Origin of the sequence: Virgibacillus dokdonensis (genome assembly GCF_900166595.1) — a bacterium.
GTDB classification, from domain to species: Bacteria; Bacillota; Bacilli; order Bacillales; family Amphibacillaceae; genus Virgibacillus; species Virgibacillus dokdonensis.
In genome coordinates this window covers 3,911,724-3,934,493 of sequence record NZ_LT745763.1, presented here as the reverse complement: position 1 = coordinate 3,934,493, position 22,770 = coordinate 3,911,724, and the positions used below count along the sequence as shown (strand labels likewise).

General features: G+C 36.9%; 20 protein-coding genes and 1 riboswitch. Of the genes, 16 read left to right on the top strand and 4 right to left on the bottom strand.

Annotated elements, in window-relative coordinates; all coding sequences use genetic code 11:
• The first annotated feature begins 56 nt into the window (after window positions 1-56).
• The 3 genes from B2C77_RS19815 to B2C77_RS19805 all read left to right on the top strand — a co-directional run bounded on the left by B2C77_RS19815 (window position 57) and on the right by B2C77_RS19805 (window position 3,405).
• The gene (locus tag B2C77_RS19815) at window positions 57-278 is read left to right on the top strand and encodes a heavy-metal-associated domain-containing protein (protein ID WP_077706605.1); all 222 of its coding nucleotides are present in this window, start codon (window positions 57-59) and stop codon (window positions 276-278) included.
• Window positions 279-679: 401 nt separating this feature from the next.
• Window positions 680-2,551: a heavy metal translocating P-type ATPase gene (locus B2C77_RS19810; RefSeq protein ID WP_077706604.1), complete on the top strand. Its 1,872-nt coding sequence runs from the start codon at window positions 680-682 to the stop codon at window positions 2,549-2,551.
• A gap of 149 nt (window positions 2,552-2,700) precedes the next feature.
• Window positions 2,701-3,405: a Crp/Fnr family transcriptional regulator gene (locus B2C77_RS19805; RefSeq protein WP_077706603.1), complete on the top strand. Its 705-nt coding sequence runs from the start codon at window positions 2,701-2,703 to the stop codon at window positions 3,403-3,405.
• 123 nt (window positions 3,406-3,528) lie between these two features.
• Here B2C77_RS19805 and B2C77_RS19800 read toward each other — a convergent pair whose 3' ends face one another.
• Both B2C77_RS19800 and B2C77_RS19795 read right to left on the bottom strand, forming a co-directional pair.
• Complete coding sequence (locus tag B2C77_RS19800) at window positions 3,529-5,154, bottom strand: hypothetical protein (RefSeq protein ID WP_077706602.1); 1,626 nt, start codon at window positions 5,152-5,154, stop codon at window positions 3,529-3,531.
• Entirely contained in the window at window positions 5,147-5,941 is a 795-nt protein-coding gene (locus tag B2C77_RS19795; RefSeq protein ID WP_077706990.1) for an ABC transporter ATP-binding protein, read from the bottom strand. The genes B2C77_RS19800 and B2C77_RS19795 overlap by 8 nt, the downstream gene beginning before the upstream one ends.
• Window positions 5,942-6,374: 433 nt before the next feature.
• A riboswitch (SAM riboswitch) is annotated at window positions 6,375-6,479 on the top strand.
• Window positions 6,480-6,637: 158 nt separating this feature from the next.
• Between B2C77_RS19795 and B2C77_RS19790 the strand changes: the two genes are divergently transcribed.
• The 3 genes from B2C77_RS19790 to metE all read left to right on the top strand — a co-directional run bounded on the left by B2C77_RS19790 (window position 6,638) and on the right by metE (window position 11,258).
• A complete protein-coding gene (locus B2C77_RS19790) occupies window positions 6,638-6,811 on the top strand; it encodes a YezD family protein (RefSeq protein WP_077706601.1) in 174 nt (57 codons plus the stop codon).
• 164 nt (window positions 6,812-6,975) lie between these two features.
• Window positions 6,976-8,823 (top strand): bifunctional homocysteine S-methyltransferase/methylenetetrahydrofolate reductase, encoded by a 1,848-nt coding sequence (locus B2C77_RS19785; protein WP_077706600.1) that lies wholly within the window; start codon window positions 6,976-6,978, stop codon window positions 8,821-8,823.
• 146 nt (window positions 8,824-8,969) lie between these two features.
• Window positions 8,970-11,258 (top strand): 5-methyltetrahydropteroyltriglutamate--homocysteine S-methyltransferase, encoded by a 2,289-nt coding sequence (gene metE / locus B2C77_RS19780; protein ID WP_077706599.1) that lies wholly within the window; start codon window positions 8,970-8,972, stop codon window positions 11,256-11,258.
• Between the two features lie 210 nt (window positions 11,259-11,468).
• Here metE and B2C77_RS19775 read toward each other — a convergent pair whose 3' ends face one another.
• Complete coding sequence (locus tag B2C77_RS19775; protein ID WP_077706598.1) at window positions 11,469-11,927, bottom strand: ImmA/IrrE family metallo-endopeptidase; 459 nt, start codon at window positions 11,925-11,927, stop codon at window positions 11,469-11,471.
• Between the two features lie 83 nt (window positions 11,928-12,010).
• Complete coding sequence (locus B2C77_RS19770) at window positions 12,011-12,382, bottom strand: helix-turn-helix domain-containing protein (protein WP_254844011.1); 372 nt, start codon at window positions 12,380-12,382, stop codon at window positions 12,011-12,013.
• Between the two features lie 283 nt (window positions 12,383-12,665).
• Between B2C77_RS19770 and B2C77_RS19765 the strand changes: the two genes are divergently transcribed.
• From B2C77_RS19765 to B2C77_RS19720, 10 genes are all read left to right on the top strand, one after another.
• Window positions 12,666-12,854 carry a hypothetical protein gene (locus tag B2C77_RS19765; protein ID WP_073012464.1) on the top strand — a complete coding sequence of 63 codons (189 nt, stop codon included), beginning with the start codon at window positions 12,666-12,668 and terminating at the stop codon, window positions 12,852-12,854.
• On the top strand, window positions 12,814-13,230 hold the full coding sequence (locus B2C77_RS19760; RefSeq protein ID WP_073012460.1) for a helix-turn-helix domain-containing protein: 417 nt from the start codon (window positions 12,814-12,816) through the stop codon (window positions 13,228-13,230). The genes B2C77_RS19765 and B2C77_RS19760 overlap by 41 nt, the downstream gene beginning before the upstream one ends.
• 336 nt (window positions 13,231-13,566) lie before the next feature.
• Complete coding sequence (locus B2C77_RS19755) at window positions 13,567-14,088, top strand: phage major tail protein, TP901-1 family (protein WP_073012457.1); 522 nt, start codon at window positions 13,567-13,569, stop codon at window positions 14,086-14,088.
• 503 nt (window positions 14,089-14,591) lie between these two features.
• Entirely contained in the window at window positions 14,592-14,957 is a 366-nt protein-coding gene (locus tag B2C77_RS19750) for a tail assembly chaperone (protein WP_077706595.1), read from the top strand.
• A gap of 77 nt (window positions 14,958-15,034) precedes the next feature.
• A complete protein-coding gene (locus tag B2C77_RS19745) occupies window positions 15,035-15,331 on the top strand; it encodes a hypothetical protein (RefSeq protein ID WP_206193300.1) in 297 nt (98 codons plus the stop codon).
• Complete coding sequence (locus tag B2C77_RS19740; RefSeq protein ID WP_077706594.1) at window positions 15,312-16,901, top strand: phage tail protein; 1,590 nt, start codon at window positions 15,312-15,314, stop codon at window positions 16,899-16,901. The genes B2C77_RS19745 and B2C77_RS19740 overlap by 20 nt, the downstream gene beginning before the upstream one ends.
• 10 nt (window positions 16,902-16,911) lie before the next feature.
• On the top strand, window positions 16,912-17,457 hold the full coding sequence (locus tag B2C77_RS19735; protein WP_077706593.1) for a distal tail protein Dit: 546 nt from the start codon (window positions 16,912-16,914) through the stop codon (window positions 17,455-17,457).
• Window positions 17,447-17,920 (top strand): rhoptry family protein, encoded by a 474-nt coding sequence (locus tag B2C77_RS19730; protein WP_077706592.1) that lies wholly within the window; start codon window positions 17,447-17,449, stop codon window positions 17,918-17,920. Before B2C77_RS19735 ends, B2C77_RS19730 begins: the two co-directional genes overlap by 11 nt.
• Window positions 17,920-18,252: a phage distal tail protein gene (locus tag B2C77_RS19725; protein WP_077706591.1), complete on the top strand. Its 333-nt coding sequence runs from the start codon at window positions 17,920-17,922 to the stop codon at window positions 18,250-18,252. Before B2C77_RS19730 ends, B2C77_RS19725 begins: the two co-directional genes overlap by 1 nt.
• A 2-nt stretch (window positions 18,253-18,254) precedes the next feature.
• Window positions 18,255-22,766, top strand: a complete 4,512-nt coding sequence (locus B2C77_RS19720) for a phage tail spike protein (protein WP_077706590.1) — start codon at window positions 18,255-18,257, stop codon at window positions 22,764-22,766.
• The last annotated feature ends 4 nt before the right edge of the window (window positions 22,767-22,770 follow it).

The following is a 22,770-nucleotide window of genomic DNA, read 5'->3' as shown; positions in this document are numbered from 1 at the left end:
TTTCCTTATGTAACTGATTATAATAAAAGTACATTATAGTTAAGGAGGAAGTTATGATGGCAAATGTAGTATTACAATTAGAGCCGTTAACTTGTCCGTCATGTATTAAAAAAATTGAAATAGCTTTAGGAAAAGAGCCAGGCGTTCGGAAAGCTAGGATTCTGTTTAATACAAGCAAGGCAAAAGTGGAATATGATGAGAAAAAAGTTGATATAGATCAATTAGTAGAAAAGATTAGCAAATTAGGGTACGCTGTCTTATCCCAAAAACAAACTTAGATGTTGGTAGTGTTGGCTCTGATGGCCTTGCTTTTTATACGAAAGTACTAAATTATTATGGATTATAATAAAAGCAAAACTACAGCTATCGTCACAGCAATTTGGCGATAGCCAAATTTTTCTTGAATGAAAGAAACCATCATGGCTCGCATTTCGAGAATGATCCATGCACTTTATTCTGAAATTTCGCATTCAAGTGAAAAAGGACGATTATAGGTTTCTCTTGTGTTATGTGCACTTGCTAGTGAGTAAACATGTTCGTTGGGTATTTTTTACTAAATGTTGTTTATGATCTTCTAATTATGAAAATTGCTTTTAAGTTGAGGCTCGTCAATTACATTAGAACAAAGGTTTATTAAGGTAGAAGTATCGAACCAACATTTTGTAAAGGAGGTGTAGAAGTGACTGCTTTTGTTCAAAGGTATAAAAGGCATATAACGGGAATAGCTTTTATATCGATCATTTTAGGAGTACTTTTAGGTATAATTAGTGGAAAAGGGGTTCAAAATGGCTTTTTAATCTTTGCAACAGTGATTGCAGGAATTCCAATTTTTATAAAGGCCTTTCAAGCTTTACGGTTGAAAGTGTTTAGCATTGAATTACTCGTTACCATTGCCATTGTTGGTGCAGTACTTATTCAAGAATACATTGAATCGTCTGTGGTGGCATTTTTATTTTTGTTCGGCGATTTTCTGGAAGCACGTACGCTAGAAAGAACAAGATCCTCTTTGAGTGAACTAATGGATATGGCGCCACAAGAGGCTAAGGTTATTCGAGATGGGAAGACTGTTAAAGTTCCAGTGGAAGAGGTGGTGATTGGCGAACGAGTCACTGTGCATTCAGGCGCAAAAATTCCAGTAGATGGAAAAATAATCAAAGGCAGGGCTCAAATCAATGAGTCTACAGTGACAGGTGAATCTATACCAGCTTACAAGCGAAGGAATGATGATATCTTTTGTGGATCCATTGTTGATCAGGGATACATCGAATTGATTGCTGAAAAGGTCGGAGATGACACAACGTTTGCAAAGATTATTGAATTAGTAGAAGAAGCGCAGGACGGCAAGTCAAATACAGAAAAATTTTTAAACAAATTTTCACAGATTTATACACCATTTGTTGTTGCTCTTTCCATACTGGTGTATATTATCGTGCAAGACCTTCATATGGCAATCACATTTTTAGTTATTGCCTGTCCAGGTGCGCTTGTTATTGGTGCTCCAGTTTCCAATGTAGCAGGAATCGGAAATGGAGCAAAAAACGGGGTGCTTGTTAAAGGTGGCGAAGTAATGGAACGCTTAGCCAAAGTAGATACAATTGTTTTTGACAAGACTGGAACATTAACTAAAGGGAAACCAGAGATAACTGCAATTAAAGTGTGGGATCACCATTTAAAAGAAAATGGGTTACTGCAAATCATAGCCGAAGCAGAAGTGATTTCTGAACACCATCTAGGGAAAACCATTGTTAAAGAAGCAAATGAACGAAGGTTACCGCTTTATGAAAATGTAAAGAACGGACAGATTGTAAAAGGAAAAGGGATAAAAGCAGAGGTAGGGGGACAGGAGCTAATTATAGGTAATAAAAGTCTTATGATGCAGGAAGACATTATTTTATCTCAAGAAATGCTTCAATATAAGGAAACGCAAGAGAAAAGAGGTAACACCGTTATTTTGGCAGCTATAAATCAAAAAATAGCAGGTGCTGTATCCATCGCTGATCAAATTAGGGAAGATGCTTTAGATGCTTTGCAAAACATGAGAAAAAGCGGTATTCGTAAAATGACCATGCTTACGGGGGATAATTCCCATATGGCTGCTCTAGTAGCAAGAAATTTACATTTAGATAGTTATCATGCCGAATTATTACCGGAAGCTAAGGTAGACTATATAAAGCAATTAAAACAATCTGGATATTATGTTGCGATGGTAGGGGATGGGATTAATGACGCACCAGCGATTGCGACAGCTGATATTGGCTTAGCTATGGGAGATGGCGGAACAGATATATCTATGGAGACAGCTGATGTTGTGCTTATGGCAAGTAAACTGGCTCAATTTTCTCATGCTTATGCATTAGCAAAAGCGACAGTTCGTAGTATGAAGCAAAATACGTGGATTGCAATAGGGACAGTAGCCTTTTTGCTAGTTGGTGTATTAAATGGTTCTGTTCATCTAGCTTCCGGTATGTTTATTCACGAAGCTAGTGTAATGTTAGTTATATTAAATGGAATGCGTCTTATTAAGTTTCATACAGATATGCATCAAAAATAAGACCAAGATATCTATAAAGATAAATTTATGAATACCGATTTGCGAAAGCGAAGTTAATGATTTTTGAAAATGTTTGTTGAAAAAGAAAACAAACTAATTTGAACCAGTAATCTGCATACTTTTTGACAATTTATAGAAAGGAGATTTATATGTTTTCTAAAGGAAAACCAATTAAACGAGGTACTTGTAACAAGCATTCTCATCCTAATTGTGTAGCTATGGTACCTATCTTTAACCATTTAGATCAACCGCAAATGGAAGAAGTCATGGACCATGTTCATGCTGTTACATTTAACCGAGGGGAGACCATATACCGTGCAGGTGATAAAGCTAAATCGTTGTATATTACACATGCAGGTAAGATAAAAATTTATCGGTTGTCTGATGAGGGAAAAGAGCAGATCGTTCGGATTTTACAACCTGGCGATTTCACAGGGGAATTGGCTATTTTTAAAGATACGGTTCACGAAGCCTATGCCGAAGCCCTGGCACACACAAAGGTTTGTATAATTAGTCGTTCCATTATACAAAAATTAATAATAGATTACCCTTCGATTTCTTTAAAAATACTAGAAGAATTTGCTCATAGGCTGGAGCAATCAGAGATGCAAGCAACTCGTTTTGCTACGGAGTCGGTAGATGCAAGGTTAGCTTTATTTCTTGTTGAAAATATGGAAACCAAAAGTAATCGAATTGATTTGCCAATGAATTATAAAGAGGTAGCCTCTTACATTGGGACAACACCTGAAACTGTAAGCAGAGTACTAAAGGATTTCGAAGACAAAGATTATATCAAAAAAAAGAATCAAAAACAAATTGATATATTAAATGCAGACGCTTTATTGTTGCTATGAGCTTGGACATGTTTTATTTTTGGTTGGAAATAATTTATGAAGGCCACACGACTACTCTATTCAATTCCCCCATCTTTTTAGAAGATGGGGGAATTCTAAAAGGTATATATTCAATAGTCCAGCTTATTTCATTTTAAAGACGATTCTCCAAGATATAATGGTAGTAACTACTAAAATCACTAGATATAAATACACACCGTAAATTATTTTGGAAAAAAATAGATGCACTAAGAAAAATAAACCAACTACAAACATGAGTAGGAACGATTTCATCGTAGATCCACTTTGCTGTGTCGACTCAAATACTTCTGAAAATGGATACTTACGATTGTTTAGAACCTTATAACTGATTAATGTGTGTAGAATAGCTGTTATAAGGACAATCGCAAGGTCAGGAAGAATTCGTATAGAGAATATAAATAAAAAAACGATCGATAATAATAAATAAAGTGGTAAAAACAATTTAATAATAAACGCTTTTAGAGTGCCACTGTAAATAGAAGAATGATGAACGATTGGTGTAATTTGAAAAACCCATGCAGCTTTATATTTGCTAGAAAATTGGAGCATCATTACTACAAGGCCAATAAACATCATACAAAAATAAATGGTGAAATACATATTACTACGAGAAAGTTGCTCAATTGAATGTAGATTTAAATAGTTGAATTGGAAAATAAACGGAAAAACAAGAGATAATCCTAAGGTTGGATACACCTTTAGCTTAAAATCACGTTCTCTTGCCATAATAAGGGACGAAAACCGGAAAAATTGCCGTTCCTCTTTGTTTCTAAAAAATAAATGCTCCCACATAGCGTTCATATTCCATCGTTTCGGTTTAGATTTCTCTGTACTGTCCATAAGTTTTTGCAAATTACGCTCAAACGCCGGCATTAATTTATAATATAACATAACCGAAATAACTGGTCCGATGACTGCTAAAGAAGAAAGGATCACTATCCCAAAGGACGTATCGCCATTTAGTATAAATTCAAAAGGTGCGCCGAACCACATAGGAGGAATAAAAACATTCCACCAATTGAAATTATATATATAATTAAAATCAACTATTTCAAAAGCTCGAGCGACAATTTGGTAACCGATAACAATACCTACGGATAATAGGATTTGCACATAGTTAATAATATCCTTTAATTTCTCCCCACTGAAAAAACGTAAAATAAAAATGTATATGAGTGCTGTGATGGTCATGATGAACAGTATTAACAAAATAATTTCTACTAAAAAAAGCATTAAATAACCGATTCCATGTACAAATAACATAACGATAGCTGGAATGATAATAAACGCGCCTGTTAACATACTCATATAAATTGCAACATGGGTGATTTTTGCTGCGCTAATGGTTCTCGAATCAATCGGTTTCGTATGGAGAACTGTTTTGTCGCGAACATCTAGAAGTACTGCGGAAAAATCAGACACCATGGATGTCATTAAAATGAACATGGAAATACCAAAGATGAGGCTGATTTGGAAGATATAATTATCTCCAAAAAATAAAAAAGGAACGAGCATGACCCCGTATAATACATAAATAAATAATGATTTTACAAACTGATTGCTATCCTTTTTTTTATTTGATACATTTGAAGCAAATACTGTCGGTATTCTGCGCTCATCCATCGTAAGCTTCGTCTCAAGAATTTTACGCATCATGTGATAATCAATACGTAGCATATGGAAAAAAGGTTGTAGCAGATCAAGGATTTTTAAAGAGAATTTACTCATGATTATCACCATCAGTTACAATTTGAACAAACTTCTCTGCGGTTTGTTTATGTTCATCAAATCCTGTTATCTGGTTGAAAATACTTTCTAAAGAGCCTTGCTTATTTTGTTCGCGCAATTCTTCAAATGTACCATCTGCTGCAATTTCTCCATCCTTAAGCAGGACGATGCGATTGCTAATCTTTTCTACAACCTCCATAATATGTGAGGAATAAAAAATGGTCTTTCCTTCTGCAACAAGCTGTTCCAAGATGTCTTTAATGATGATGACACTATTAGCATCAAGCCCATTTAGTGGTTCGTCTAAAAAGATCAGATCGGGATTATGCAATAGGCTTGAAATAAGTAATACTTTTTGCCGCATTCCTTTAGAAAAAGAAGAAATACGTGTATGTAAAACATCTTCCATGTCAAATTGTTGCATAAGGCTTTTAGCTTTAGCAGCCGCTTTATTTTTATCCATGCCGTAAAGCTCACCGATAAATGTCAAATATTCATTAGCTGTTAAATTATCATAGATCTCTGCATTTTCTGGGACATAACCAATTTTACGTTTGTAGGAGTAATCACTTGTAGCAATATCTACTCCAAAAAGTTCTACCGTCCCACTATATTCTTCTATTAACCCGAGCATGATTTTAAGTGTAGTACTCTTTCCCGCACCGTTAGGCCCAATATACCCAATGATTTGTCCAGCATATACATCGAGATTAATGTTATTTAATACGCTTTTACTTCCATAACTCATGGATAAATTTCTTAACGACAATACTTTTTCAGTATACATCAAACTCACCTGCTTCCTAGAAAATTTTTAGAACCATGTATCCTAGTCCATGAGAGACTAGGAATCAAAGAAAAATTTGCTTCCATTTGTATTTGTGAAACAGAAATTAAGTAAATTATCACAACCTTCATATGGTCATTATACGATAGTTAAATCTAATTATCATTAACGATTTAAAATCTAACAAAAAAAGTCAATTTGTGGGTGGTGTTAAGGAATCATAAAAATCTAATATATATTCAAACAAGTGTGCTCGACAGCTAATGGAATTAGGTTTAATCCTATTGAACAACTATGAATAAGTCTGAAAAGCGCTTCGAGAATGTATGTATAAAACCTATTTGTATTAATATTTGCAAAAATTTTATAAATAAATTATTGACAATAATACACTTTCGGTGTAGAGTATTAAACAAATTTAATATTAGATGATTTCTTATCCAGAGAGGTGGAGGGACTGGCCCAGCGAAACCTCGGCAACAGACTTTGTTGAAGTACTGTGCCAATTCCAGCAAGCATTATGCCTGAAAGATAAGAAGAGCGATAGACTTATAAAATAATCCACCTCTTCTTATTTATCAAAAGGAAGAGGTTTTTTGTTATGAACAGGCGCTTTTCTTCCAAGGGCACTAGGCTTTTACAAGTTCCAGTTTGGTTACTTGTACTTTGAATAACATGAGAAGGGAAGATGGGAAAATGGGTAAATTGAATGAAGTACAATGGGAGTATGTAAGAAAAAGCTTAGATGCAATTGATTTCGGTTCTGTAGTCATTACTGTACACGCTGGAAGGGTTACACAAATTGACATAACGGAGAAAAAGCGGTTTGCGAATATGAATAACAATCATTCGTTACAAAATTCCAAATAAAGCACATGCCGATTAGACAACTAAAGGCATCTTTTACCTTTTCGATTATTTAATAAGGTGAAAGATGCCTTTTACTATGTTAAAACCATTTTTCCGCATGAACTGTTAGTAAGACCTATCATGAGTATGAGCAGATGATTTGATGCAAAGGAGGAGAAACCGACATGAGCTTATTACAACAATTACAAAATCAAATTTTAATTGCCGATGGTGCTATGGGAACGATGCTTTATTCCTATGGAATCGATCAAAGTTTTGAACAATTAAACATAACCCATCCAAATCAAGTTCAACAAGTACATGAAGCGTATATTCATGCTGGAGCAACAGTCATTCAAACAAATACATATGGTGCAAATTATATTAAATTAGCACGATATGGGTTGGAGGATCAGGTGAAAAGGATCAACCAAAAGGCTGTGCAAATTGCAAAGGAAGCTCGGCAAAAAGGAGTATCCATTGTAGGGGGGATTGGCGGTATTCATGGCGTTCAAGCTTTAAACGAAACAAAAGAGGAAATTAAGCGAAGCTTCCGAGAACAATTATATTGTTTGCTTTTGGAGGGAGTAGATGGGCTCATTTTAGAAACTTATTATAATCTCGATGAATTAAAGATGGTGTTGGAAATTGCTCGGGAGGAAACGAAAATCCCTATTATTGCAAATGTATCGATGCATGTTCCGGGGATTTTGGAAAATGGAACACCGTTGGCTGAAGCATTACAACAACTGGAAGCTTTAGGTGCTGATCTCGTTGGCGTGAACTGTCGTTTTGGTCCGTCGCAAATAATCACCTCTTTACAATCGGTTCCTATACCGAAAAGGGCTTTTTTAGCTGCTTACCCAAATGCAAGCTTACCTGCTTATCGCGATGGTGTACTTTATTACGAAAATGAACCGGATTATTTTAGGGAGTGTGCCAGCCAATTAAGAGAGCAAGGAGTTCGTTTAGTAGGAGGGTGTTGCGGAACAACACCTAACCATATTAAAGCATTAGCTGAGGGCTTGAATGCTACTAATCCTATTACTGAAAAAGTGGTAGACTTTCCAAAGCAGGATAGGGTGATGTTAAAAAGGAAACGAAAAGAAAAATCGCTGGCAGAATTAGCAAAAGAACGACATACCATTATTGTTGAATTAGATGCTCCCAAACATTTAGATATGACAGAATACCACCAGGGAATACAAGCATTGAAAGAAGCTGGAATCGATGCAGTAACACTTGCCGATAATTCGCTTGCAACACCGCGAATATGTAATACAGCTATTGCAACGATTATTAAAGAGCAAGGAATCAAACCGTTAGTCCATATAGCTTGCCGAGACCGTAATTTAATTGGCTTACAGTCGCATTTAATGGGATTGCACATTTTAGGAATTCATGAAATTTTAGCAATAACTGGCGACCCAACTAAAATTGGCAGTTTTCCAGGAGCAACATCCGTGTTTGATGTGAATTCATTTAAATTAATTGAACGAATTAAAAAAGGAAATCAAGGCATGTCATTTTCTGGGCATTCTCTAAGAGAACATACTGCATTTACCGTAGGAGCAGCTTTTAGTCCAAATGTGAATAATGTAGAAAAGGCGATTGCTCGATTGGAGAGAAAGATCGCAAGTGGTGCTGATTACATCATGACACAACCCATGTATAGCAAAGATAAAATAATTGCTTTGAAACAAGCGACCTCACATATAGATACTCCGATTTTTATTGGAATTATGCCATTAACGTCTACAAAGAATGCTGAATTTTTACACCATGAAGTACCGGGGATAAAGCTTACAGATGAAGCTCGATCTCGTATGAAAGCAGCAGAAGGAAATCGAGCACAATCAACAAAAGAAAGTATAGCTATTTCGAAAGAGCTACTTGATACAGCTTTAGAACATTTTTACGGGATATATCTTATCACTCCGTTTATGCGCTATGATATGATCGTCGAATTAGTTAACTATATTCATCAAAAAACAAATTCTATGCGAGTGAAAGCAAGCTTATCCTCACATTAATTTAGGATTTAAGGGTAAGTACAAATCAAATTCTAAAGAATAGTCGTTTAGAATAAATGCATTAACCTATCCTAGAACCTGAGAACCCAAGAGAGAATGTGAATAATCATGATTTTCGATCACATATAAAAAATGGAGGAGTATATATGTCAAAAATAAAGAGTTCGAATATTGGTTATCCGAGAATTGGAGAAAATCGAGAGTGGAAAAGAACACTAGAAAATTTTTGGAGTGGAGTTATTTCCGAGACGGAATTATTTGAAAAAACAACAGAAATCCGTTTACGTAATTTGAAAAAACAACAAGAAAAAGGAATCGATCTAATCCCGGTAAATGACTTTTCCTTATATGACCATGTTTTAGATACAGCCGTTACGTTTGGAATCGTACCGAAACGTTTTAACTATACTGGTGGAAAAGTAGATAAGCACACGTACTTCGCTATTGCACGTGGAACAGGTGGGACCGTCGCTTCTGAAATGACGAAATGGTTTAACACAAATTACCATTATATTGTTCCGGAATTAGATGATGTCACACCTTCATTAGTAGAGAACCGTGCTTTAACTTTTTATCAAGAAGCTAAAGAAAAACTAGATATTGATGGAAAGCCTGTCCTTTTAGGCCCCGTAACATTTGTAAAACTGGCAAAGGGTTATGACGAGCAGGAGTTTTCAACAATTGTGGAGACATTTGTACCATTATATGTCCAGGTCTTACAAGAACTTGTCGAAGCGGGGGCATCTTGGATTCAGATAGATGAGCCAATCTTAGTAACGCAATTATCGAAAGAAGAAATCGCAGTAGTTGAAAAAGTGTATCAGGCTTTTGCTAAACACGTACCTCGTGCGAAGATTATTTTACAAACGTATTTTGAAAAAATAACTGCTTATGAAAAAATAGTGAATCTACCAGTAAAAGCGATTGGTATCGATTTTGTTCACGGAGATTCTTTAGAATTATTAAAAACGTATGGATTTCCCAAGGGTAAGGTGCTAGCAGCAGGAATTATTAATGGACGTAATGTTTGGCGAGCTAATTTAGCAGAAAAGCGCACGCTGATGGAAGAGATTAGACAGCTAGTTCATCATGATCAGCTTATTATTCAACCATCTTGTTCCCTCTTGCATGTTCCGGTAACAAAAACATTAGAACAAAAGCTGGATAATGTCATTTATGACGGACTTTCATTTGCTGATGAGAAGCTTGATGAAGCAGTTACATTAGCGAAAGGTCTGAATCATGGTATGGTTTCCGTTCAAGATGATTTAAATCAAGCGAATGAGGCAATTAAACAATTAATAGAGACGTATCAATCCAATGATGAAGTAAGGAAAAAAGTAGCTCATTTAACAACTGACGATGCACAACGATCCATACCTTTTGCAGAAAGAATAGAAAAGCAAAAGCGGCGTTTGCAATTGCCATTACTGCCGACAACGACAATAGGCAGTTTGCCGCAAACGCCTGAAGTAAAAAGAACGCGTACCAAATGGAGAAAAGGTGAGATTACGGATCATGCGTATGAACAGTTTGTGAAGAAGCAAATGAAACGGTGGATCACAATTCAGGAAGAACTTGATATCGATGTTCTTGTTCATGGTGAATTTGAGCGAAATGACATGGTTGAATATTTTGGGGAAAAAATGAATGGCTTCACTGTGACAGAGTTTGGCTGGGTGCAGTCGTATGGATCACGATGTGTCAAACCACCTTTGATTTTTGGAGATGTGTCTTGGGATAAACCAATAACGGTGAAGGAGAGCGCTTACGCACAGTCGTTAACAGAACGTCCGGTTAAGGGAATGCTAACAGGGCCAGTAACCATTTTAAATTGGTCTTTTGTCCATGATGCAGCACCACGCTATGAAATTATGAAACAAATTGCATTAGGATTGCAAAAGGAAATAGAGTCTTTAGAGGCAAAGGGCATAACGATTATTCAAGTAGATGAACCAGCTTTACGTGAAGGGTTGCCGCTTAATCGAGCAAAGTGGGAGGAATATTTAAAACAATCGTCACTTGTCTTTCGTCTTGCAACGGCAACGGCTAGTCCCGAAACACAAATTCATACACATATGTGCTATTCCAATTTTGAAGATGTTTTTGATTGTATCGATGATCTTGATGCGGATGTCATTTCAATTGAAACGTCACGAAGTCACGGTGAGATCGTCTCCATCTTTGAAGAAAATACGTACCAAAAAGAAATTGGTTTAGGTGTTTATGATATCCATAGTCCCAGAATTCCATCTGTTTATGAAATCAAACAAAATATGAACCGTGCATTACAAACGATCTCACCTAATCAATTTTGGATTAACCCAGATTGCGGTTTGAAAACAAGAAAAGAAGATGAAACCATAGACGCTTTGAAAGTTATGGTGCAAGCTGCAAAAGAAATGCGAAATAAACAGTTAACTGTTCAAAAATAGTATAATGCGAACTTCAAAGATGAAATTTAAGTCAAAAATGGAGGAGGTACAGAGTCATTAACCAACTGCAGGTGCGAAAAAGTGATTTTACTTTGTTAATCGCACCTGCGTCTAATGAAAACTTTCTATTGAAATAAAATTTGCTTTTTAATTTGGTTTCTATACGCATGACTGCTTGTAACCATAAAGAAAAATCAGAGATGACCTCTATTAGATAGAAACAAGCTGTTTGCTTTGATACATCTCTAAGCGTTTACAAGCAAAATGGTATTCTACTTGAAAAGTATTTACGATCATGTTAGGTGTTATTTTTGGTTTTAAGCGTTGTAACATAAATGTAGGAACACATAAATGGTAACTAAAATAATTTGCTTGCCATTCTTGTAATTCTGTAAAAAGTGTGGGTAGAAATTCTTGGCGACCAGCATGCCAAAGGTAATGAGCTATTTCATGCCCAAATTCCTGCCATTGTTCCTGTGGACTTCGGTTATAATTTATAAAAATCAGGCATTTCTCATTTACATATACACATTCACTGCTATATTCCCAATAATAGACAGATACATCGAGCGAAGAGGCAATATTTTCGATTGTTAAATCTTTTGGTTTACGAATATGACGTTCCAGAAGAAACTGCTGAATATAATCTTCTGTTCGAGAAAGATACATCAAATACCCCCTTAACGAAAACGAACATTTGTTCTTGTGAGAATAAAAATAAATAGTGTATAGACGTATACACTAATAAACGTTTATTCTTCTTCTTTAAAAGCTTCCCATATCCTCTTCAGTCGTTTAAGATCTTCTTCTTTATTGTTTGGTAATTCTTTATACCATCTTTCTAGGGAAGGGTCATTACGAAAAGCTACAAACGCTTCCTCTTCTGTTAAATTCGGATTATTAGATCGTCCTAGTAAATAATCAGAAGTAACTTGCAAAGCAGTAGCAAGCTTATCTAATTCATGGTCTTTTATCGGTCTTTCTCCCGATTCGATCCGATTCATCACACTAACGTTTATGTCTAATTGTTTCGCAAGATCGCGCTGACTCCAACCTTGTCTCTCTCTCAATTGAACAATTCTCTTACCCACATTCAATGCCAACACCACTTTCAATTTTTGCATGATAGGAAACGATCATCACTCGCATCGGACGAATTATCTACCATGAAAATAAAATTCTAATTTATGGAAAGTTTTTTTATTTCTAAGGTTTATCGTATAAGAAAGACTAGATTTTTTCGATAAGCCAATTTTTTCTAAGCAATTTCATCATACCATTATTTAAACGAGTTAACAAACAATAATTTCTTAAATAGCAAGAACACAATTTGACATTTCTGTTTTAGAAATGTATGATAGGAACAAATGTTCTTTAGTTAAATTATGGAATACAAGGAGGGAAGGAATGAAACAGAAAAACATGTCATTTGATGAACAAAATTGTATTCGATGGGTGATAAGTGAATACCGAAAAGACCAAAGGGCAGGTGTTTTGGCTCCAATAATAAGAAGTAGATACGTAGAGGAATTATTTAGCAAGGGGGCTGGTTTTCATGAACAAGGAACAGTTAGAGAGAGCAATAAAAGATTATAGCTGGATGATTAGAGAAATAAAGCGTCAACGAATGATGTTGGAAGAAGATATCGGCTCGAAACTTGTTGCAGCATCAGGAGTGGAAGCTACGTTACCGAGAGCAAAGGGAGCCATAAATGACCCTGTTGGTAAAGAAGTTATACGACGAGATAAAAAAAGCAGTTGGTTAGCTAAATTAGAGAAAAAGGTATTGTTTATTCAAGGAAGATTATCTGCAATAGAGGAACCGAGAGAAATTGCTGTTTTAGAATGTATGCTGGATGGTATGACAATAAGTGCAATTAGTAAACATATGGGTCTTTCCAGAAAACATATCTATAAGATAAAAGAGACGATTGTAGATAGGATGTTACAGTTTACACAGTCTTCTCAGTAGATGACAACACAAAACAAGCTATTGTATACTAGGTTTACCGAACATACGATCTAAAAATGATTAATGTGCAATTGATTCGGATGTTTGAATTTAGGGAAATTGTCCGAAATGACGTTAAACTAAATAAAATAGAAGCACGTTTTTCCGCCATCAAGATTTGGCGGGAAGCCACGTTTATCTAAGAAGTCTTCTTCCCCACATGATGAACGGTATGTAAGGCTTTTTTAGTTTGCTTTAAGGAGGTGTTCGCAAATGGTATAGGAGATAAATAAGTTGTTTCGTTGCAGTCGGTCCATAGCATAAGCAATCAAAAATTATAATTAGGAGGTCATGAAAATGACAGATACACAAAAGAAAATGCAAGCAGGTAAAAACAAGATTTTATTATTCCGTTTATTGGAGAATCAAGGAGAAGAAGCAGCTAAATTAGTATTTCAAACCGAGCATACGTTTAGTTATTCTCGTGAATTAGAAAGAATTATTACGAAAGACGGTTCTCTCATTAATGTCGGAGGATTGGAATCAGAAGTGGCTATTGAAGCTATTCAAGCAATGGATGATCCAGTTGCAAACATGCTTCGACAGTCAGTCATTCATGGACAAAAGCTGGAGTTATGGGAAGTAACTGTAGATGAAGAACTAAAAACAGCTGACAATAAATTTCCAGCTATTTATGCTCAAGGCTATTTAGATTCATGGGAAGATCCAGCTAGTGCAGAAGAAAATGCTGCCATTTCAGCTAACTTCACCGTAGAACTGGAGCCACAATTTGGTGAAGCAACACTCACAGAGGAGCAGCAAGCAGCAGTTCAATATGCATTCCAAGATACAAAAGCGGAAGCTCCTGTTGAGGGTTAATAAATCTTGCTGATCCTATTTATGTAAATGTAATCGATCTTGTATAAAATTTGCATGATGAATTGACGTAAAAATTTTATGTGAGAAATAAGTATGTAATTATCGTGGGTAAGAATAAGCTGACGATTTTTTACACTATATAAATGTTTAGAGTTTTAAGGGTTTATAGTAAGTAAAACTACGGCTTCCACCGTAAGAAATTGGTGACAAGCCAAGTTTTTTGTTGTCTAGGAAATTATAAAATTTTGCAGCTGTGGATAAACTAACTAAGTTATTTAGCCACGTCCGGCTCCAGCGCCCAGCAACTAGGCGACTTCACGAATCGCCTTACGATAAGTCATCAATGGTTCGTCAACACCGTCTCACCATGATTCCTAAAACTTTAGTCGTTTCGTTCCACTCGCTACGTTGCTAACCGGGCGCCCCGAGCCTTAGTTCAAGTAACCAATGAATACAGCTATATTCATTGGTTACTATATTTAAATTTTGGAGGTTGAAGAGACATGGAATTTACTATTAATGAAAAAGTGTATGAATTGAAATTTGGTATAAAATTTATTCGTGAACTGGACAAAGTGTATGAAGTGGATTATCAAGGGATGAAATTTGGAATGGGTGTGAACATGGCGTTTATGAATTTGCAGCAATGGAATCCAGTTGCTATTCATGCGGTTATTAGAGCAGCTATTTCCTATTTGGATACAACCCCAAGTAACAGTCAAATCGAAAAAGCTATTGAACAGTATGCTTTAGAAAATGACGGGCTTGAGGAATTATTTACAGCGTTAAAGGATGCATTGGGGAAGTCACCAGTCATGAAGGACACGATCAAACAAATGCAAGCAACAACCAATCACAAGAAAGCATAACCTCAAAAGAAGCATATGAGGATATCATTATTAACTGTTTCCGCTTTTTAGCGTTTACAAAACTGAAAGATATTGAAGTGCTCACGTTAGGGGAGTATGCTTTACGAATACGTGCATTTCGATTGCAGCAAGTAGATAAGGAATACAAGATGTATAAGCAAGCATGGATTAATCACCAAGTCACACTAACAAAAGAACAAGGTAAAAAGCAAGTACCTATTTACAAGCGATTTAAAGATTTCTTTGATTATGAAAAACATTTGAAGGAAGTAACCAAGCCTAAGCGGGTGAGTGATAAAATGAAACGTTTAGCAGCTATTGCTAAACAGGTGAATACGGAAAAGGAGGTGCCTTATGGCGGAAGGATCGAATGAGCCGGGGCGGTTTATGCAAGGCTTTAAAGTACAAGCAGAAGGATTAAATGAAGCCGGGGATGCGTTTAAAACGTTGCAAGAGAAGGTAGACCCTGTCGTTACGAAGCTGGGAGAAATGCAGGAATCGTTAGGGTTTATCCCAGGAATGACAGAAGGAATTGCTCAAGTTCAGGCTGTACTAGACCCGTTTATGGGGATATTAAGCGGTATGCCTGTTTTGTTTGAAACAATTAATTCCGTGATGACGAATTTTTTACCAACTATGTTGGCATTGAAGGAAGGAGTCATGAGCTTATTTTCTATTTTAGCTGCCAATCCCCTCGCCTTAATAATAACGTTAGTGACTTTACTGGCGGTAGGGTTTGCTTATTTATGGACGAATAGTCAAACGTTTCGAGATATTGTCATGAGTGTGTGGGAATCGATCCGTGCATTTATGATGCCGGTGGTTCAGGAAATTGTCACGTTTGTTATGACACTTTGGGGATCATTGACAACGTGGTGGACGGAAAACCAGGCATTGCTTTTACAAATATTCCAATCTGTCTGGGGAGCAATTAAGACGGTTATTATGACAGTGATGAATATCATAAAGCCATTTTTAATCGCGGCTTGGACACTCATTTCAACACAAATTAAATTAGTTTGGAACATCATAAAAACAACGATAAAAATAGCTATGGAGTTAGTGATGGGCATTATTCGAACAGTGATGCAACTAATTACTGGAGATTGGTCTGGGGCCTGGGAAACGATTAAGTCCACGTTTATGAACATCTGGAATATAATGAAGGAATTTGTTTCCACCATGACTAGTACCATTTGGCAAACGATAAAAACAAAATTTACGCAAGTGAAGGAAACCATTGCTTCCTTAATTGGTAGTGCGAAAGATGCTGTCGTACAAGGATTTTTAACGATGGTATCGAGCGCTGTAGAAAAAGCACAGGCGATTGTAACTGCAGTGCGACAAAAATTCCAGGAAGTGTTTCAAGCGATACGATCAAAGCTCACCGAAGCTGTAACAGAAGTAGGAACGCAAATTGGTAAAATGCCTGGAAAGGTAATGGAGTTTGCTAGCAACATGGTGTCAGCAGGAAAAGATTTAATTATGGGCTTGATACAAGGTATTGCAGATAATGCTTCTAAGGTAGGCGATGCTGTGTTAAATGCTGCCAAAGATGCTGTCGGTGGTGTGTTGAAATTTTTAGGCATTAAATCACCATCCCGTTTATTTCGAGATATTGGCGATGACACGATGGCGGGATTTGCTATGGGGATTCAGCAAATGGCAAAAAATGTTGTTACTGCAGCAAGTGCGGTATCGGATCAAGTACAGGATTCCTTTAACCCGCAGTTTACATTACCACGTATAGCTGGAGAGGTTCGTAGTCTTCATCAAGCAGTGAACGTTCAACCATCGCAACCGTTTTTAAATGAATGGAGCGCACAAAAACAGCCTGCAGTAGTCCATGTTTCTATTGGCAAGCAGCAATTTAGTGCGTTTGTAGAAGATATTACGAATGCACAAACAAGAAAATCCAATCTAACAAGACAGCAGAGTTGGTAGGAGGTGTAGGATGTATACGTTTGTAGATACAGTAACGAAGGAAGCGGATGACAACAGTGAAAGAGCCTCGCGATTGCAGACGATATTTAATGGAGTTAATTTAGATCATGACTTATCTGATCAATCAGGGGATTTTACCACATTGGTCATTTCTGGGAGAAGCAATCTGGAACAACGAATTTCGACAGTGGACGTACCAGGAATGCACGGGGTGTTAGAAGCAAATGAACCGACATGGAATGCGAAAGAAATTACGGTCAAATATAAGCTAACCGATCAAACAAAGGAAGGGTTCAGAAAGCGGTACAACCAACTAAATAATTTATTGCAAGAATCACAAAAGAAGTTAGCTTTTACCGATGAAGCGGCTTTTTTTTATGCGACTTTATCGGCAAATGATGTTCCAGAAGAAACGGCGAATAGCATAGTAGCTGAGCTCGTGTTTTTATGCTCCGATCCTTTTAAATACGGGGAAACATACAAATCGATTGCGTTGAAAAAATATACGTGGGAAGCATACAAAAATAACAAGTGGGGTGATTTTATTGGCAACTAGTACACCAAATTTGCAATTGGTAAAGCCAGAAATAACAGATAAAATTGATGTTTCTATTGCTAACTTTGCGCAAAATGCAGATAAAATTGATGCAGAAGTAGAACGGCTACAAAATAAGGATGAAGCTTTACAAACGAGTTTAAATGACGTGCATGAACATGTGACGACATTACAAAACGATGTAACAGCGATGGATGCAAAAGTAACCAACCATCAAAAATCGCTAGAGAAACACGGAGAAAGTATTGAACTGAACACGGGAAGTATAACGGAAAATAAAGCAGATATCACAGCGTTAGGCGAAGATATTTTATCGATTCACGAAAGTATTGGCAATAATGCAACGGTTGGACAAGAAAATCAAGCGAATATTACAGCAATTTTAAATGAAATAGAAGTGATTAAAGAGAGGATCACAGCGCTAGAAGCTCAACAAGGAACACCGCCTGAGGGTGAAGCATAATGCGTTGGATCGAGATGGCACAAAAAAATGAAGTATATGTGAATGGAACCGCTCCCGCGTCGCCTATGATTACATCTGTTTTAAAAGAAGGAATACCGTATGTAGAATACAGCTTAGCTGATGAAAAATTACGCCTGCACCATCCATTTAAAGTGAATGATGTGGTGACGGTAGATTTTTCAAAACAAAAGGTATGGATTAATGGGCAGTTACAAATGGAGGCTATTGATCTTGTCTATGCAGATTTCTTTCAATTAAGACCAGGGAAAAATGAAATAAAAACAATTCCTGCCATGCAATTAGAAGTAACGTATACGGAAAGGTGGTTGTAGAGATGAAAGAAAGGATTTTCATTTTTAATAAGTATGATGAGCTATTAGCCATCACTAACCACTATGTGGAGGCCATTTTTGAAGAGACGGTTGAAAAGCCCGTCTCTTTTTCGATTACTTTTCCTATGTCCGATAAGGATGCTGCCTATTTCGTAGGTGGAAACCAAGTTGCGTTTAAGGATTTAAAAGGAAACCTTCGTTTATTTACCATTCGTGAAGTGGATGATATCGACGGAGAAGCTCCGGAAAAGGTCATCCAATGTATGCCGGCGATGCAAGAATTAACAGATGTTATTGTGACGGATGGTGAAACGGTAAATAAATCCGCTGAAGCTGTGCTAGGTATTATTTTACAGTATTCCCGCTGGAAAGTCGGTAATGTAGCTGATTTAGGGTTATATGACATCAGCTTTTCCTATCAAAATGCCTACGATTGTTTAGGAAAGCTAACATCACGTTGGGGCGGTGAAATTGTAGATCGCATCGAGGTAGCGGGAAACAAAATAACCGGTCGCTATATTGATATTGTTCAGCGTAAAGGCTCAGATACCGGAAAACGTTTTGAAATGGATAAGGATATAAAGAATTTGACGAGGACGGTTCTATATTATCCGAAAACAGCTTTATATGGTCAAGGGAAATCCTTACAATCCGGTGAGGAAGGCGCTGGGAAAGTGACTTTTCGTGACGTAGAGTGGGTAAAAGAAAAGGGCGATCCCACGGATAAACCAAAGGGGCAAGCGTGGGTTGGTGATTCGGTAGCACTGGAAACCCATGGGGTGTTCAATCATGAAACAGGTGAGCTCATGCATCGATTTGGCTTATTTGAAGATAATGACGGGGAAGATCCCGAAAAGCTACTCGTAAAGACATGGGAGGCAGTTCAAACTGAAAAAGCTCCAAAGGTTCAATACGAAATGGATATCATTACATTTTATGGTATAGCAGATTACGAACATGAACACGTATTCTTAGGTGATACAGGCATTGCTAGGGACAAAGATATGAAGCCGATGGTGTTAGTGGAAGCAAGAATTATGTCTTGGAAATATGATATTGGCAACCCGAGAGACGGGAGCCTTGTCTTAGGAAATATATTAGACTTACATCCAGATGAGCGTGATATGGATTGGGTCATTGATAAAGTAAAAGAGGATAGCGCAAGTTGGGATGCTGGTGGTGGACCAATTACGGATGGAAGATTTCCTGATATTGTTCCTGATACGCCACAAGATGTTTCCGCAACAGGGTTATTTAAAAAGATTATGCTGTCATGGACATTTGAATCCACCTATGCGATAGCAGCTTACGAGATTTATGCAAGTCAAATAAACGGGTTTGTCCCAGATTCTACAAATCTTGTTTTCCGTGGCAAAGTAGGCGCATATAACTTTGATGCTGATACAGACGAAAAATGGTATTTTCGAGTAAGAGCCGTGAACACACATGGAACAGCAAGCGAGTACTCCGAACAGGTTAGTGCTTCAACGGTACAATTACATTTGTCAGATTTAGAGGAAATTGTCCCAGACTTTATCGAATACGGGATTTATAAAGGGGAAGAGTATCCTAGTCCAAGTGAATATAAGTACTGGTTAAACACAAGTGAAAACCCTAATATTCTCTATCATTGGGATGAAGAAAGCGAATCATGGAAGCCATTAGCACCTAAAAATGCAGCAGATGTAGGCGCCATTTCTATAGCAGATTATCAAGAACAAGTCGGTCAATTGGTTACGGATTTGGCGAATAAAGTAGATGCTGAATGGGTGAATGGTCGGCTAGTTGCAAAAGCGAATAAAGCGGATGTTTATACGGTAGAGCAATTAGATAATAAGTTTGATAATGTGGTATCCAAAACAACTTACGAGACCGACAAAGATGGCATCGTTACAGATCTGGAAAATCATGAATCTCGTATTAGTCAAACAGAAACAGATATTACTGCTAAAGTTGATAATACGCAATATCAACAAGACAAAGACACACTTGAAACGACAATAAATAAAAATAGTGCTGCCATACAGATTAACGCTGAGGGCATAGCAAGCAAGGTTGATAACACCACTTACAACACCGATAAGCAAGGTATAATTACCGACATCAACAGTAATAAATCTAGTATCGAACAACAGGCGGATATGATTAGAAGTAAAGTCGATGCAACTTATGTTAAAGGCGAGCTGGGTAAGATAGAGGTTGGTGGAAGGAATTTTATTCTTGATAGTGCCAAATATCCGTTATCTCCTTATAAAATTTCCACAACAAAAAATATTACAGAAGATGCAACTGTGCCATCAGGATATGTAGCTACATTTAAAGCTACTAGAGACAATGATAGTGAAGCGAATGAAGGTGTTATCTATTTACCTATTAAATCTAGAGCTCCTAAGGCTACATCATTTGGAGAAAGATATATGTTTTCTGGTTATATCAAAGGGAACAGAGAATTTAATGTGAGAGTTTTAGGGAATAGTTCTAAAATGATATCTAGAAATATAAGTAAAATAACAACAAACTGGTTTAAATTTGAATGTGTATATGAGGTAACTAACGAAAACGCAGATAACTATAATATGCATTTTTGGATTTCCGATTTTAAAAGGGATAATGAAATTCAATTCCACTCTTTAAAAATTGAAAAAGGCAATAAAGCCACAGACTGGACACCTGCGCCTGAGGATTTTGAAGCTAAAATCAATAATATTCAGGTTGGCGGAAGGAATTTATTAAAAAATAGCCAAAAAATATTTCTATCGGGGTCTGACCGTAGAGAGAACGTAAGGCAGTCGTTTAAAGATGGTATAACAACAATCGAAATAATTGGAAATGATACTCGTTATTGGAACGCTTACACATTTATAGAAGACCATATAACTGACGAAAACTTTTATAAATCAATAGGTGAAGAGTTCACGTTATCCATGGATGTAAAAGCTGAATTTACTAACTCCCATGCTTTGATGTCGTTTGATACTAGAAGCCCAGGTAAACAAAGACATTCTCCTGCTACTACTGTACCTGAAACAAATGGCAAGTGGGTACGCATTAAAACAACTATGAAAATACCAGATAGAGAGGTGCAGAGTAAAAGTCTACTAATTATAAAAGCTCTAGAGTACGGAGATAACGTTGACCAAACAGGTAGTGTAATACATGTTAGGAATATAAAATTAGAAAAAGGTAACAAGGCAACCGATTGGACGCCAGCACCCGAAGACACCGATAGAAAAATCGAATCTGTTGAACACTACGCATCGGAAATTGAGCAAACAGCAAAAGGTGTTGAGCAAAATTTTTCGGCAATAAAAACCGACTACGAAAAGTTTAAAAGTACGGCTAACTCCACGTTTAAACAGCAAGCGGACTTGATCGAGGGGAAGGTAACGGAAACTACTTATAACAAAGACATGGATAATATGACCATGCGTGTTAGTACAGCAGAATCAACTATTAAACAACACGCTGACCGTATTGAGTCAAAAGTAAGCAAGAATGGTGTAGTGTCCAGTATTAATCAATCCCCCGAACAGATTAAAATTAACGCACAACGCGTTTCCATCGATGGTGATTTAGTCGTTAGAAACGGGAAAGTTTATATTAAGGATGGCGTAATTACCAATGACCTTATTGCAGGTAACGCCAAAATAGATTTTGCTAAGATAGCCAACGTAAGAGTAACAAATGCAATGATCTCTAGCTTAAGTGCTGACAAAATAAGTTCAGGTATTATAGATGCAAATAAGGTACTAATACGTGTTAAAAATGGGACACAGGCCATACAGCTTGATGATGCAGGATTCGAGTCAATTGATAATAAAGGAAATGTGCGTATTCATATCGGAGTCCGTGATATAGGAGGAAAAGGGCAATCAGACCCTAGTACAATTCGCTTCTTTGGAGGCAGTGGGAGCAAGTCAGCAGGAATAGGAATGAACGTAAATGATACGTTTGTCATCGGAAGTGGCGCAGACGGCGTAGGAATGGAATTGCGGACGCATTATAAAATGAATACGATTTATTATGCGCGAGAGCACAGGTTCGTGATGAAAAATGAACGAAGTAATGGTTTTCAAAAACATTATTTTAAAATGCGAGGACGTACTACTATAGATGGACATGAGAACCCTTGTCTTGAACCTGATACTAACGCTTGGGGCTATGTAGGAACAGCACATTATCACTTGTGGAAAATCAATGCAGTTCATATTAATGAAACATCGACGCGCAGTCAAAAAAGAAATATTCAAGATTTACCGATTGGTGAATCATATCGTATTCTAGATGCATTAAGAATGCGTAAATATAACTATATTAGAAAGGACCAAGATGGTAAGGTCTGTCATATAGACACCTTCAAAAGCTATGGAGTCGTATCAGATGAAGCACCTGACGAAATTTTAAGTGAAGAGGGAACAGCTGTAAGGCTATATGCAATGATATCCCACAATCTTAACGTTACAAAGGATTTAGTTAGACGAGTTAATGAATTGGAGAAAAATTTAAAAGGGTGAGTGT

Coding starts and splice junctions, on each gene's coding strand:
- metE (WP_077706599.1), top strand. CDS start 8,970: ATGTCAAAAATAAAGAGTTCGAATATTGGTTATCCGAGAATTGGAGAA.
- B2C77_RS19815 (WP_077706605.1), top strand. CDS start 57: ATGGCAAATGTAGTATTACAATTAGAGCCGTTAACTTGTCCGTCATGT.
- B2C77_RS19790 (WP_077706601.1), top strand. CDS start 6,638: ATGGGTAAATTGAATGAAGTACAATGGGAGTATGTAAGAAAAAGCTTA.
- B2C77_RS19770 (WP_254844011.1), bottom strand. CDS start 12,382: ATGCAAAAATTGAAAGTGGTGTTGGCATTGAATGTGGGTAAGAGAATT.
- B2C77_RS19800 (WP_077706602.1), bottom strand. CDS start 5,154: ATGAGTAAATTCTCTTTAAAAATCCTTGATCTGCTACAACCTTTTTTC.
- B2C77_RS19765 (WP_073012464.1), top strand. CDS start 12,666: ATGAAACAGAAAAACATGTCATTTGATGAACAAAATTGTATTCGATGG.
- B2C77_RS19725 (WP_077706591.1), top strand. CDS start 17,920: ATGCGTTGGATCGAGATGGCACAAAAAAATGAAGTATATGTGAATGGA.
- B2C77_RS19755 (WP_073012457.1), top strand. CDS start 13,567: ATGACAGATACACAAAAGAAAATGCAAGCAGGTAAAAACAAGATTTTA.
- B2C77_RS19785 (WP_077706600.1), top strand. CDS start 6,976: ATGAGCTTATTACAACAATTACAAAATCAAATTTTAATTGCCGATGGT.
- B2C77_RS19720 (WP_077706590.1), top strand. CDS start 18,255: ATGAAAGAAAGGATTTTCATTTTTAATAAGTATGATGAGCTATTAGCC.
- B2C77_RS19775 (WP_077706598.1), bottom strand. CDS start 11,927: ATGTATCTTTCTCGAACAGAAGATTATATTCAGCAGTTTCTTCTGGAA.
- B2C77_RS19805 (WP_077706603.1), top strand. CDS start 2,701: ATGTTTTCTAAAGGAAAACCAATTAAACGAGGTACTTGTAACAAGCAT.
- B2C77_RS19760 (WP_073012460.1), top strand. CDS start 12,814: ATGAACAAGGAACAGTTAGAGAGAGCAATAAAAGATTATAGCTGGATG.
- B2C77_RS19750 (WP_077706595.1), top strand. CDS start 14,592: ATGGAATTTACTATTAATGAAAAAGTGTATGAATTGAAATTTGGTATA.
- B2C77_RS19740 (WP_077706594.1), top strand. CDS start 15,312: ATGGCGGAAGGATCGAATGAGCCGGGGCGGTTTATGCAAGGCTTTAAA.
- B2C77_RS19735 (WP_077706593.1), top strand. CDS start 16,912: ATGTATACGTTTGTAGATACAGTAACGAAGGAAGCGGATGACAACAGT.
- B2C77_RS19795 (WP_077706990.1), bottom strand. CDS start 5,941: ATGTATACTGAAAAAGTATTGTCGTTAAGAAATTTATCCATGAGTTAT.